Below are 12,856 nucleotides of genomic sequence, written 5' to 3'. Positions count from 1 at the left end.
GCTTCATGATCGTGGATCAAAGGCATCGCGCAACGCCTCGCCGATAAACACCAGCAGCGAGAGGATCAATGCCAGGGTGAAAAACGCCGTCAGCCCCAGCCACGGTGCCTGCAGGTTCTGCTTGCCCTGGCCGATCAGTTCGCCGAGAGAGGCGCTGCCGGCGGGCATGCCGAAGCCGAGGAAGTCCAGGGCAGTGAGGGTCGAGATGGCACCGGTGAGGATGAATGGCAGGTAGCTCAGGGTGGCGTTCATCGCATTGGGCAGGATGTGCCGCAGGATCACCTTGCGGTCGGTCAGGCCCAGGGCCCGGGCGGCCTTGACGTATTCCAGGTTACGCCCGCGAAGGAACTCGGCGCGCACCACGTCCACCAGGGCCAGCCAGGAAAACAGCGCCATGATTCCCAGCAGCCACCAGAAGTTCGGCTCGACGAAGCCCGAGAGGATGATCAGCAGGTAGAGCACCGGCAACCCGGACCAGACCTCCAGCAAGCGCTGGCCCAGGAGGTCGACCCAGCCGCCGTAGTAGCCCTGCAGGGCGCCGGCGGCGATGCCGATCAGGGCGCTGATGGCGGTCAGGGCCAGGGCGAACAGGATTGACACCCGGGCGCCGTAGATCACCCGTGCCAGCACATCCCGGGCCTGGTCGTCAGTACCCAGCCAGTTGACCTTGCTCGGCGGGCTGGGGGCCGGCTGGGTCAGGTCGTAGTTGGGGGTGTCTTCGCTGAAGGGCACCGGCGGGAACAGCAGCCAGCCACCGTCCTTGCGGATAAGTTGCTGCACGTAGTCGCTGCGGTAGTCGGCCTGGAACGGCAACTGGCCGCCGAATTCCTGTTCGGTGTAGCGCTTGAGCACCGGGAAATACAGCGAGCCCTGGTAGCTGACCACCAGCGGCTTGTCGTTGGCGATCAGCTCGCCGCCCAGGGTCAGGATGAACAGGCCGATGAACAGCCACAGCGACCACCAGCCGCGGCGGTTTTTCTTGAAACGGTCGAAGCGCCGGCGCGCCAGAGGAGAAAGCGTGAGCATCAGGCGTTCCTCGCGGCGAAGTCGATGCGCGGGTCGACCAGGGTGTAGCACAGGTCGCCGATGAGTTTTATCAAGAGGCCGAACAGGGTGAAGATGAACAGCGAGCCGAACACCACCGGGTAGTCCCTGGACACCGCGGCCTCATAGCTCATGCGCCCCAGGCCGTCGAGGGAGAAGATCACCTCGATCAGCAGGGAGCCGGCGAAGAACACGCTGATAAAGGCCTGGGGAATGCCCGAGACCACCAGCAGCATGGCGTTGCGGAACACATGCCCATACAGCACCCGGCGCTCGCTCAGGCCCTTGGCCCGGGCGGTGACCACGTACTGGCGGGTGATCTCGTTGAGGAAGGAGTTCTTGGTGAGGATGGTCAGGGTGGCGAAGCCGCCGATCACCAGGGAGCTGACCGGCAGTACCAGGTGCCAGAAGTAGTCGGCGACCTTGCCCAGGGTGCTCAACTGCTCGAAGTTGTCCGAGACCAGGCCGCGCACCGGGAACCAGTTCAGCGAGGTGCCGCCGGCGAACAGCACGATCAGGAACATGGCGAACAGGAAGGCCGGCATGGCGTAGCCGATGATGATCGCGGTGCTGCTCCAGATGTCGAAATGGCTGCCGTGGTGCACCGCCTTGCGGATCCCCAGGGGGATCGACACCAGGTAGGTGATCAGGGTCGCCCAGAGCCCCAGGGAAATGGTCACCGGCATCTTTTCCAGGATCAGGTCGGTGACCGTGGCGCCGCGAAAGAAGCTCTTGCCGAAGTCCAGCTGGGCGTAGTTCTTGAGCATCAGCCACAGGCGTTCATGGGCCGGCTTGTCGAAGCCGTACTGTTTCTCGATGTCCTGGATCAGCTTGGGGTCCAGGCCGCGGCTGGCCCGGGAGCCGCTGCTGCTCATGGTGTCGGCGGAGCCGCCGACAGCGGCGCCGCCACCGATGCCCTGCAGGCGGGCGATGGCCTGTTCCACCGGGCCGCCGGGGGCGGCCTGGACGATGACGAAGTTCACCAGGAGGATGATCAATAGCGTCGGGATGATCAGCAGCAGGCGCCGCAGAATGTAGGCCAGCATCAGTGGCGCCCTCCGGGTTTGCCACGGCGGATCAGCTCGGCGGCCATTTGTTCGTCGGTCAGCGCGCTGCTGCTGACTTCCCACCAGCTTTCGATGGCTTCATCGTTGCTCGCCGGCACCTTGGGGATGCCGAAGCGGTTCCACCACACCGTGGAGGTGCCGGGCGGGTAGTAGTTGGCAATCCAGTAGTAGTTCCACTGCAGCACCCGGTCCAGGGCATGGGCGTAGCGCAGCATCTCCGGCTGGCTGGTGGCCTTCACCAGGCCATTGACCAGGCTGTCCACGGCTGGGTTCTTGAGCACCATGTAGTTGTTGGAACCGGGGTCGTTGGCCGCGGCGGAGCCGAAGTAGTTGTACAGCTCCATGCCCGGCGAGGTGGTCACCGGGTAGCCGGTGACGATCATGTCGTAGTCCCGGGCCATCAGGCGGTTGACGTACTGGGCGGAGTCGATGCGGCGAATGTTCAGGCTGATGCCGATCTGCGCCAGGTTGCGCTTGTAGGGCAGTAGCAGGCGTTCGATGGAGCCCTGGGTGATCAGGAAAGTGAAGCTCAGGGGCTCGCCCTGGGCGTTCACCAGCTTGTCGCCCTCGGGCTTCCAGCCGGCCTGTTCCAGCAGGGCCAGGGCTTGCAGTTGCTTGTCGCGGATCACGCCGCTGCCGTCGGTTTTCGGCGCCTCGAAAACCTGGGTGAAGACCTCGTCGGGGATCTGCCCGCGCAGCGGTTCGAGGATCTTCAGCTCCTCGGCATCCGGCAGGCTGCGGGCCGCCAGGGCGGTGTTGGAGAAGAAACTCTGCTGGCGGATGTAGAGGTTGCGCATCATCTGCCGGTTGCTCCATTCGAAATCCCAGAGCATGGCCAGGGCCTGGCGCACCCGGCGGTCCTGGAACACCGGCCGGTCGAGGTTGAACACATAGCCCTGGGCCGGTTGCGGCGCCGATTGCGCCAGGTGGGCCTTTTGCAGGCGGCCGTCGTTCAGCGCCGGGCTGTCGTAGCCGATGGAATAGCCGGTGGCGGAAAACTCGCGGTTGTAGTCGTAGGCGCCGCCGCGCAGCACCTGGCGGGCGACGTCGATATCGCCGAAATACTCGACGCTGAAATGATCGAAGTTGTACAGGCCGCGGCTCACCGGCAGGTCCTTGCCCCACCAGTCGGGGTTGCGGGCGAAGGTGATGCTGTTGCCCGAGTCGACCTTGGCCACGCGGTAGGGGCCGCTGCCCAGGGGCGCTTCATAGCCGCCGCCATTGGCGAAGTCGCGACTCTTCCACCAGTGTTCGGGGAACACCGGCAGGGTCGCGATATCCAGGGGTAGGGTGCGGTTTTCATTGTTCTTGAAGTCGAAGCGCACCACTCGTGGTGATTCCACGGTGACGCCTTTGACGTCGTCGAACTGGGTGCGGTAGCGCATGCTGCCCTGGGTCATCAGCAGGTCGTAGCTGTAGCGCACGTCTTCGGCGGTGATCGGCGTGTTGTCGGCAAAGCGCGCCTTGGGGTTGAGGTAGAAGCGCAGCCACAGGCCGTCTTCGGCACGCTCCATCTTTTCGGCCACCAGGCCGTAGACGGTGTAGGGCTCGTCCAGGGAGCGCTGGGCCAGGGGCGAATAGACCAGGCCGTCGAGCTGGGAGACACCGATGCCCTTGTCGATATAGGGCAGTACGTGGTCGAAGCGGCCGATTTCGATGGCCGAGCGGCGCAACGTCCCGCCTTTGGGGGCCTGGGGATTGACGTAGTCGAAGTGGCTGAAACCCTGGGGGTACTTGGCCGGTTCGCCATAGACGGTCATGGCGTGTTGCGGTGCGGCTTGGGCACCCGCGGCGCCCAACAGCAGGGCGGTGAAAAGCACGGTGGAGGAAAGCAGTCGCATTGTCAGCCTTAGGAGCCGGGTGATCGATGACCACGATTTGTACGCTAGCGGCGCGTGACTGGCCAGCCGCATCCGCTTTGGGCAGAGCCTGGCGCCCATGCGCAACGGCCCACCAAAAGGCGGGCCGTTGAGCAGACGCAGGCGCTTGGGGATCAGTCCTGGCGGCTGGTGACTTCCAGCAGGTGGTAGCCGAACTGGGTTTTCACCGGGCCTTGCACCACGTTTACCGGAGCGCTGAACACCACGGTGTCGAATTCCTTGACCATCTGGCCTGGGCCGAAGGAGCCCAGGTTGCCGCCGTCACGGCTGGAAGGGCAGGTGGAATTCTTTTTCGCGACTTCGGCAAAGTCGGCGCCGGCTTCGATTTCGGCTTTGAGTTCGTTGCACTTGGCTTCGCTGGCAACCAGGATGTGACGGGCAGTGGCTTTGGCCATGGATGTTGCTCCTTTCAAGAAAGTTGAGAGCCTACCGGATTCAGGTGGCTATTTCTTCTCAAAGTTCCTTCAAGGCATTGCCGCCTGGCGCCTGCGGGGGATGAGTGGTGAGGGTCCTGTAGGGGCCGGCTTGCCGGCGAAGAGATCCTTGGAGGAGACGCTGCTCTTGAGGACGCCTTCGCTGGCAAGCCAGCTCCTGCGGGGGCGGTGCTGCTCAGGCGGGGACGGCTGCGGCCTTGTCTGCGTGTCGCAGTTGTTGCGCGCCATTGCGCAGCAATTGTTCGGTGGCGTCCCAGCCCAGGCAGCCGTCGGTCACCGAAACGCCGTAGCGCAGGTTCGCGCTCAGGGGCTGGCAGCCTTCGAACAGGTGGCTTTCCAGCATCATCCCCATCAGCGAGGTATCGCCCTGCAAGCGCTGCTCCAGTACCTCGTTGAACACCGCCGGCTGACGCAGCGGGTCCTTGCCGCTGTTGGCATGGCTGCAATCGACCATGATCCGCGCCGGGATCTTCAGCTTCTGCAGGTCCTGCTGGACCTGGGCCACGCTCTGGCGGTCGTAGTTGGGCCCGCGATGGCCACCGCGCAGCACCAGATGAGTGTCGGGGTTGCCTGGGGTCTGGATGACCGCCGGGTGGCCTTGGCTGTCGACGCCGAAGTGGCGGTGCGGGTGGGCCGCCGAGCGCATGGCGTCACAGGCGATAGCGACGCCGCCGTCGGTGCCGTTCTTGAAACCCACGGGCATGTCCAGGCCGCTGGCCATCTCGCGGTGGATCTGCGATTCGGTGGTGCGCGCACCAATGGCGACCCAGCTCAGCAGGTCATCGAAGTAGCCGGCGGCCATGGGCTGCAACAGTTCGGTGGCAACCGGCAGGCCCAGGCGCAGCATCTCGCGCATCAGTTCACGGGACAGGTGCAGGCCGCCGGCCATGTCGTCGCTGCCATCCAGGCGGGGGTCGTAGGCCAGGCCTTTCCAGCCGACGGTGGTACGGGGCTTTTCCACGTAGGCGCGCATCACCAGCAGCATCTGGTCGCGCACTTCATCGGCCAGGCGGGCCAGGTTGGCGGCGTATTCCAGGGCCGATTGCGGGTCGTGGATGGAGCAGGGGCCGACGACTACCAGCAGGCGTGGGTCGCGACCTTCGAGGATGGCGCGCACCGCCTGGCGGTGAGCGGCGACTTGTTGGTTCAAGGCCAGGGACAGCGGCAGTTGCTGCTTGAGTTCCAGGGAGCTGGGCAGGCGCTGGGTCAGGGTTTCATTGGCGCTGACGTGGGCGGACAGGGGCAGGGCGGATACGGACGAGTTCATGTGCGGTCTTCCTGGGCGGGCGGCGGGTTATGTCCCGCGCGCGGCCCTACTGGGGTGTTCGACAATTGGCCGTACTGGCCATAAGTGTGCAATTGCCACCGGTAGGTGACCGATCGGAGGCGGCAGGCTGTCCCGAGCGGAGGCTGCTAAATCGCCAGGCGCAAAACATGTCGTAGCGGTAATAGGTGGAGTAGTTCATGGAGCAATCCTCAGTAAGTTCGGTGTGTCGCTGAAAGTCGTGGTTGAAAATGCAGTGCCGGAAAAAACAAAACCCCCGGTCGGGAGGCCGACCGGGGGTTGAGATTTCTCTGGTAGGCGACCCGTTGAAGTGGGCGCCGGTTGGGTATCAGGCGCGCCAGTGGCTAAACCAATACCCAAAATAAAAGCTGGTCGGAGCCCGAGTGCCGTTGACCCAGGCAGCCGCGACCGAGCGCAGTGCGCTGGCAGTGTGGCGATGCAGGGAAGGGGTCTTGGACAACATGGGTTTCTCCGTAAAGTGGGGGCGAGCTTACTAGAGGCCGGTGCCGGGATTCAATCAGTAATTTCTATCGGCGCAGCACGCGGCGGTTATGGATTAAGCCTGCAGGGGATTTATGCCACACTCGCTGCTCCCGCCTGTTCGCCCTCCAAGGAATGTTCATGTCCGTGCTGACCCTCGCTGCTGCCCAAACGGTGTCCATCGCAGGCGATCTACCGGCCAACCTGGCCCGGCATCAGCGGTTGATGCAACTGGCAGCGGCGCAGGGCGTGCAGTTGCTGGTGTTTCCCGAGCTGTCGCTGACCGGCTACGAACCGCAACTGGCAGCCGAACTGGCACTGATGCCGGATGCACCGCAGTTGCAGCCACTGCGGGATCTGGCCCGGGAGCTGGAACTGACGGCGGTGGTGGGGATGCCGATCCGCCTGTCTGTTGACGGGCCGGTGCTGATTGGCGCTCTGGTGCTGGGCGGCGACGGTTCGCTGGCGGTCTACACCAAGCAGCACCTGCATGCAGGAGAGGAGCGCGCTTTTGTCGCAGGCCAGGGCGGCACCCCTTTGCCTATCGGTGGCGAAACCGTGGCTTTGGCGGTCTGCGCGGACTTCTGCCACGCCAGCCATGTGCAGGCGGCGGCCGATGCCGGCGCCGGGATCTATGCTGCCGGGGTCTTGATCAGCGAAGGTGGCTACGCTGCCGATAGCATGCTGCTCCAGGGATACGCCCAGGAACACGGGATGCTGGTGCTGATGGCCAACCACGGTGGCCCCAGCGGTGGGTGGGCCTGCGCCGGACGCAGCGCAGCCTGGGATGCCCGGGGCCGGTTAATGGGCGCCGTCGAGGGTGTGGGCGAGGCTTTGTTGATTGTCCGGGGTGGTACTGGGCAATGGCAGGCGCAGGTGCTGGAGGTGAGCCATTGATGGACGGCTTTTCATTACGCCCGGCGGTTGATTCGGACCTGGCGTTCGCCCGCGACCTGACCCGTTCCACCATGCTCGGCTATTACATTCGTAACGACTTGCTGTGGCAGGACGAAGCCTTCGATGTGGCCTGGGCCGGCCGCAGGAACCTGCTGATCTGCCAGGGTGCCCGGGTGCTGGGGTTTGTCAGCCTGAGCCGGGATGCGCAGGCGCTGTATGTCCGCGAATTGCATGTGCTGGAGGCTTTCCGGGGGCAGGGCGCCGGTGCCTGGACGCTGGAGCAGGTGCTGGAGCTGGCCCGCCAGGAGCGCCGAGGGTTGTTGCGCCTGACTGTGTTCAAGGGCAATCCCGCACAGCGGCTGTATGAGCGGATGGGGTTGCGGGTGGTGGGAGAGGATGATTGCTTCTGGCGCATGGAGCGCTTGTCTGATTCGCTTGCCGGAAGGCTTGGCGACGCCTGAGCGCAACGCCGTTCCGCAGGCTTTACTGTGCGTTGGGATCTATCGCGGGCGCATCCTCGAGGATGATGCCGTCCTTCATTCCCAGTAGCACCGCGACCTTGTGCGCTTCCCCTCGTTTGCCTTTCTTGCGGCCTGCCAGCACCTGATAGGTAGTGGCCGGGTCAACCCCGTGTTCACGAGCAAATTGTTGAACCGATTTACCTTGATGTTCCAGCCAGGCCTTGGCTTGTGCGGCAGTGCGGATACCGGGCATAGTTCAAAACCGTTCAAATTTGTTCAATGCTTGAAGAGTATGACACCCCCTTGGGGTGTATCAGATGGGATCATACATCCAAATGAGTGGAATCGGTTCGCGGTTGAGGCAGGAGCGAGAACGCCTGGGACTGTCGCAGAAAGTTTTTGGTGAAATAGGCGGGGTTGAAGCCAACGCCCAGGGTAAATATGAAAGTGGTGATCGTGCACCCAAGGCGGATTATCTGTCCCGGGTGGCGGCAAAAGGGGTGGATGTGCTGTATGTGCTGACCGGCAGCCGGATCCCGATCCAGAGCGGCGGGCTGAGTCAGACCGAGGAAAAGGTCCTGGATTGCTATCGGGCGCTGTTCAAGGAGGATCAGGATGCTATCTGCCGCCTGACCAGTACCCTGGCCGAGCTTTCGGCAAGCCAGGGCGAGAGGCGCAAGGCCCAGGCACGAGAGTGAGGGGCGCTGGCCTCTTTCGATGCGCACGGGGGGAGGACCGTTATTGCGCCCGGATGTTTTTTATATAGCGCTTGTGATTAGGTTTGTACGCCGCTTTTTTGCTAAGGTGTCGGGCAACCTGTAAAGACCATATCGCGAGGTGTCTGCTTGATAAGGGTGCTAGTAGTCGATGACCATGATCTCGTTCGTACGGGCATTACACGAATGTTGGCTGACATCGATGGCCTGCAAGTAGTCGGGCAGGCGGAGTCAGGGGAAGAATCCCTGCTCAAGGCGCGGGAGCTGAAGCCCGATGTGGTCCTGATGGACGTCAAGATGCCAGGCATCGGCGGCCTCGAAGCCACGCGCAAACTGCTGCGCAGTCATCCGGACATCAAGGTCGTGGCGGTCACCGTCTGCGAGGAAGATCCCTTTCCTACCCGCTTGCTGCAAGCGGGTGCGGCGGGCTATCTGACCAAGGGCGCCGGTCTGAACGAAATGGTCCAGGCCATCCGCCTGGTATTTGCCGGCCAGCGCTATATCAGCCCGCAGATCGCTCAGCAATTGGTGTTCAAGTCATTCCAGCCTTCCAGTGATTCACCGTTCGACGCCCTGTCGGAACGGGAGATCCAGATTGCGCTGATGATTGTCGGCTGCCAGAAGGTGCAGATCATCTCCGACAAGCTGTGCCTGTCGCCGAAAACCGTGAATACCTACCGCTATCGCATTTTCGAGAAACTCTCGATCAGCAGCGATGTCGAGTTGACGCTATTGGCGGTTCGTCACGGCATGGTTGATGCCAGCCTCTGAAATGACCGAACAGTTTGATCCCAGTGCCTTTCTTTCTACCTGCAGTGGCCGCCCCGGTGTGTATCGCATGTTCGACAGCGATGCACGCCTGCTTTACGTCGGTAAAGCCAAGAACCTGAAGAACCGGCTCTCCAGCTATTTCCGCAAGACCGGCCAGGCGCCGAAGACCGCCGCCCTGGTGGCGCGCATCGCGCAGATCGAAACCACCATCACCGCCAATGAAACCGAAGCGCTGCTGCTGGAGCAGACGCTGATCAAGGAGTGGCGGCCGCCGTACAACATTCTCCTGCGCGACGATAAGTCCTACCCCTACGTGTTTCTTTCGGACGGCGACTTTCCGCGTTTCAGCATCCATCGCGGGGCGAAGAAGCAGAAGGGCAAGTATTTCGGCCCTTATCCCAGCGCCGGCGCCATCCGCGAAAGCCTCAGCCTGTTGCAGAAGACCTTCATGGTCCGCCAGTGCGAGGACAGCTACTACAAGAACCGTACGCGGCCCTGCCTGCAGTACCAGATCAAACGCTGCAAGGCGCCCTGCGTCGGCCTGGTGGAGCCTGAGGTCTATGCCGAGGACGTGCGCCACTCGGTGATGTTCCTGGAGGGGCGCAGCAATGCCCTGACCGACGAACTCTCCACCGCCATGGAAGCCGCCGCCAGCACCCTGGATTTCGAAAAGGCCGCCGAACTGCGGGACCAGATCTCCCTGCTGCGTCGGGTCCAGGACCAGCAGAGCATGGAAGGTGGCACGGGCGATGTGGATGTGGTGGCGGCCTTCGTCAACCCGGGCGGCGCCTGTGTGCACCTGATCAGCGTGCGCGGCGGCCGGGTACTGGGCAGCAAGAACTTCTTTCCCCAGGTGGGTATCGAGGAGGACGTGGCCGAAGTCATGTCGGCGTTCCTCGGCCAGTATTTTGTCAGCAGCCCGGAACGCGACCTGCCTTCCGAGTTGATCGTCAACGTGGTCCATGAGGACTTCCCGACCCTGATCGCCGCCATCGACGAGCTGCGCGGGCGCGAGTTGACCATCAGCCACCGGGTACGCGGTACCCGCGCCCGCTGGCAGCAACTGGCGGTAACCAACGCCGAGCAGGCCCTGAGCGCGCGCCTGGCCAACCGCCAGCACGTGGCCGCACGTTTCGAAGCCCTGGCCGAGGTGCTGAACCTGGACGAGCCGCCGCAGCGCCTGGAGTGCTACGACATCAGCCATTCCAGCGGCGAGGCCACTGTAGCCTCCTGCGTGGTATTCGGGCCGGAAGGGCCGCTGAAGTCCGACTACCGGCGCTACAACATCGAAGGCGTGACCGCCGGCGACGACTACGCCGCCATGCACCAGGCCCTGACCCGGCGCTTCAGCAAGCTCAAGGACGGCGAGGGCAAGCTGCCGGACATCCTTCTGGTGGACGGCGGCAAGGGCCAGTTGTCCATGGCTCGGGATGTGCTCAATGAGCTGGCGGTGCCGGACCTGATCCTGCTCGGCGTGGCCAAGGGCGCGACCCGCAAGGCCGGTTTCGAAACCCTGTACCTGAACGACGCAGCCCACGAATTCACCCTCAAGGGTGACTCGCCGGCGCTGCACCTGATCCAGCAAATCCGCGATGAGGCTCACCGCTTCGCGATCACCGGTCACCGCGCACGGCGTGGCAAGACCCGGCGTACCTCGACCCTGGAAGGGGTGGCGGGCGTCGGGCCGAAGCGTCGGCGGGACCTTCTCAAACATTTTGGTGGATTGCAGGAACTGTCCCGTGCAAGCATCGACGAGATTGCCAAAGCACCGGGAATCAGTAAAAAGCTCGCAGAGTTGATTTATGCAAACCTGCACAGCGAGTAGAATGCCCAATCACCTCGTAGCCAGTTGTGCCGATGAATATCCCTAATCTGATCACCGTTCTACGCGTCCTGCTCATCCCGATTTTCATTTTGCTGTTCTATTTGCCCTATAGCTGGAGCTACATGGCCGCCAGTTCAGTGTTTGCCTTCGCGGCCGCCACCGACTGGCTGGACGGCTACCTGGCGCGGCGCCTGCAGCAGAGCACGCCGTTCGGTGCGTTCCTCGACCCGGTGGCCGACAAGCTGATGGTGGCGGTGGCCCTGGTGCTGCTGGTGCAGGAGCATCACAACCTGTGGCTGACCTTGCCCGCCGCGGTGATCATCGGTCGTGAAATCGTCATCTCGGCGCTGCGCGAGTGGATGGCCGAGCTCGGCGCCCGCGCGCAGGTGGCGGTGTCGAACATGGGCAAGTGGAAAACGGCGGCGCAAATGCTGGCGCTGGTGATTTTGCTGGCCAATCCCTCGGACTTCAGTTTCTGGGTGCTGGTAGGTTACGCCTTGCTGTTGGCCGCAGCGGGCCTGACCCTGTGGTCCATGCTGCAGTATCTGCGAGCCGCCTGGCCGCACCTGAAAACTGATAACGAGAAAAAATAAGTTTTTTTGAATCAAAGGCTTGACGCGCATTCGGATTTCTATAGAATGCGCAACACCAAGACGTTGCGGGAATAGCTCAGTTGGTAGAGCACGACCTTGCCAAGGTCGGGGTCGCGAGTTCGAGTCTCGTTTCCCGCTCCAAACATAGCGCTGCAGAGTTCCACGAATTCTGCAGCGATCGAAAAAGGACCTCCGGGTCCTTTTTTCGTTTCTGCGGGTTTCACTGAAATCCAGCACCATCCAGCGCCTTCAAATCCAGGAATTGAGTCCTTCTCAAAAGGCTTGAATCCGGGCAGCGCTGAATCGGTTCGTTGCTGGAGCGGTGATGAACATCCGGCCCCTGGCCTGTTCAGGCACTCACGATGGCGCTCTCGGATAACAGCCAGGCGCTGAATGTTTCAAGCGCCGGATAATGCTGATAGCGCGCCGCGCAGGTCAGATAGTAATTGCGACCGCTTTCCATAGGGCCAAACAGTTTTACCAGTGCCCCGGATTTGATTTCGTCTTGCACCAGAATATCGGGAACCAGCCCAATGCCGACGCCAGCGGATACCGCCTGTATAAGGTGAGCCGTGAGCTCAAAGCTTGGGCCTGTCCGCATTTTCTGGTGGTCCAGCTTGTTGAGGTCAAACCAATCGGACCAGCTATTGGGTCGAGAAACGACATTCAACAACAAATGATTGGTGACATCGTTGAGCGACATCTCAAGGCTGTCCGGCAGCGCTTTGGGGCTGGCGACAACCACCAGTTTTTCTTGTAGCAAAAGGTGCGATACGTAGCCCGGCCAGTCGCCTTTTCCCGCGTAGATGATGGCCTGCATGTCGCTCACGCTGGATGGGTTGTCGGCGTGAATGATCCTCGAGTGGACGTGCACCAGGCTCCTGGGATGACGCGCATAAAATTCATGCATTTTGGGCAGCAGCCATTTTGAACCGAAGGTCGGCAGTACCGCGAGGTTCAATGGGCCTTCTTCCTCCTTGAAGGCAATTGTCTGCAGGGTAGCGCTTCGAATTCGGCCCAGTGCGGCAGTGAGTTCATGCTGGTAAAGCGCGCCGGCAGCGGTGAGTTCGATTCTTCTTCCCTCACGTTTGAACAGCGAGACCTCAAGCTGTGATTCCAGAGCCTGCACTTGCCGACTGACAGCGCTTTGAGTCAGGGCAAGTTCGTCTGCCGCTTTGGTAAAGCTGCAATGTCGGGCTGCTGCCTCGAAAGCGATCAGCAGGGACATCGAGGGGGTCAGTCTTCGTGGGTTCATTCATAAAGCTCATGGAAAAGCTGCAGGTTTTACGTTTGTGTGAATTGTCTTGTCCCCACAAAATCGGTGGAAAGGCCTTTGTCCTGAGCCAGGCCTCGGGCTAGGAAGCATACATAACGAGAATGCTCAGATTAGCCGTATCGCCGCT

Annotated in this window: 13 protein-coding genes and 1 tRNA gene; 7 read left to right on the top strand and 7 right to left on the bottom strand. The window is 62.2% G+C overall.

What is annotated here, in order from left to right:
* Positions 1-3: 3 nt before the first annotated feature.
* From A9971_RS04200 to A9971_RS04180, 5 genes are all read right to left on the bottom strand, one after another.
* Positions 4-1,026: an ABC transporter permease gene (locus A9971_RS04200; protein ID WP_015636015.1), complete on the bottom strand. Its 1,023-nt coding sequence runs from the start codon at positions 1,024-1,026 to the stop codon at positions 4-6.
* Positions 1,026-2,090, bottom strand: coding sequence for a microcin C ABC transporter permease YejB (locus A9971_RS04195; RefSeq protein WP_053152401.1), 1,065 nt, complete (start codon positions 2,088-2,090; stop codon positions 1,026-1,028). Before A9971_RS04195 ends, A9971_RS04200 begins: the two co-directional genes overlap by 1 nt.
* Positions 2,090-3,952 carry an extracellular solute-binding protein gene (locus A9971_RS04190; protein WP_041752326.1) on the bottom strand — a complete coding sequence of 621 codons (1,863 nt, stop codon included), beginning with the start codon at positions 3,950-3,952 and terminating at the stop codon, positions 2,090-2,092. The genes A9971_RS04195 and A9971_RS04190 overlap by 1 nt, the downstream gene beginning before the upstream one ends.
* Positions 3,953-4,104: 152 nt before the next feature.
* The gene (locus tag A9971_RS04185; RefSeq protein ID WP_007924449.1) at positions 4,105-4,386 is read right to left on the bottom strand and encodes a peptidylprolyl isomerase; all 282 of its coding nucleotides are present in this window, start codon (positions 4,384-4,386) and stop codon (positions 4,105-4,107) included.
* A gap of 214 nt (positions 4,387-4,600) precedes the next feature.
* Positions 4,601-5,692: a 3-deoxy-7-phosphoheptulonate synthase gene (locus A9971_RS04180; RefSeq protein WP_077934390.1), complete on the bottom strand. Its 1,092-nt coding sequence runs from the start codon at positions 5,690-5,692 to the stop codon at positions 4,601-4,603.
* 639 nt (positions 5,693-6,331) lie between these two features.
* Here A9971_RS04180 and A9971_RS04175 point away from each other — a divergent pair.
* Positions 6,332-7,087, top strand: coding sequence for a carbon-nitrogen hydrolase family protein (locus tag A9971_RS04175; protein WP_183001455.1), 756 nt, complete (start codon positions 6,332-6,334; stop codon positions 7,085-7,087).
* Positions 7,087-7,548: an N-acetyltransferase gene (locus A9971_RS04170; protein ID WP_011061844.1), complete on the top strand. Its 462-nt coding sequence runs from the start codon at positions 7,087-7,089 to the stop codon at positions 7,546-7,548. Before A9971_RS04175 ends, A9971_RS04170 begins: the two co-directional genes overlap by 1 nt.
* Before the next feature lie 22 nt (positions 7,549-7,570).
* On the opposite strand, the gene A9971_RS04165 is transcribed toward A9971_RS04170, so the two are convergent.
* Entirely contained in the window at positions 7,571-7,801 is a 231-nt protein-coding gene (locus A9971_RS04165; protein WP_011061843.1) for a DNA-binding protein, read from the bottom strand.
* Between the two features lie 82 nt (positions 7,802-7,883).
* Here A9971_RS04165 and A9971_RS04160 point away from each other — a divergent pair, with 82 nt between their 5' ends.
* From A9971_RS04160 to A9971_RS04140, 5 genes are all read left to right on the top strand, one after another.
* The gene (locus A9971_RS04160; protein WP_183001454.1) at positions 7,884-8,246 is read left to right on the top strand and encodes a helix-turn-helix domain-containing protein; all 363 of its coding nucleotides are present in this window, start codon (positions 7,884-7,886) and stop codon (positions 8,244-8,246) included.
* A gap of 147 nt (positions 8,247-8,393) precedes the next feature.
* Positions 8,394-9,035 carry a UvrY/SirA/GacA family response regulator transcription factor gene (gene uvrY / locus A9971_RS04155; protein ID WP_011061841.1) on the top strand — a complete coding sequence of 214 codons (642 nt, stop codon included), beginning with the start codon at positions 8,394-8,396 and terminating at the stop codon, positions 9,033-9,035.
* 1 nt (position 9,036) lies between these two features.
* A complete protein-coding gene (uvrC, locus tag A9971_RS04150; protein ID WP_011061840.1) occupies positions 9,037-10,860 on the top strand; it encodes an excinuclease ABC subunit UvrC in 1,824 nt (607 codons plus the stop codon).
* A gap of 32 nt (positions 10,861-10,892) precedes the next feature.
* Positions 10,893-11,453, top strand: coding sequence for a CDP-diacylglycerol--glycerol-3-phosphate 3-phosphatidyltransferase (gene pgsA / locus A9971_RS04145; protein ID WP_011061839.1), 561 nt, complete (start codon positions 10,893-10,895; stop codon positions 11,451-11,453).
* A gap of 65 nt (positions 11,454-11,518) precedes the next feature.
* A tRNA-Gly gene (locus tag A9971_RS04140) sits at positions 11,519-11,594 on the top strand.
* A gap of 208 nt (positions 11,595-11,802) precedes the next feature.
* On the opposite strand, the gene A9971_RS04135 is transcribed toward A9971_RS04140, so the two are convergent.
* Positions 11,803-12,708: a LysR substrate-binding domain-containing protein gene (locus A9971_RS04135; protein ID WP_015636008.1), complete on the bottom strand. Its 906-nt coding sequence runs from the start codon at positions 12,706-12,708 to the stop codon at positions 11,803-11,805.
* Positions 12,709-12,856: the final 148 nt, after the last annotated feature.

This window comes from Pseudomonas sp. UME65 (genome assembly GCF_014170225.1).
Classification (GTDB): domain Bacteria; phylum Pseudomonadota; class Gammaproteobacteria; order Pseudomonadales; family Pseudomonadaceae; genus Aquipseudomonas; species Aquipseudomonas protegens.
This window is presented reverse-complemented; position numbering and strand designations above follow the sequence as displayed.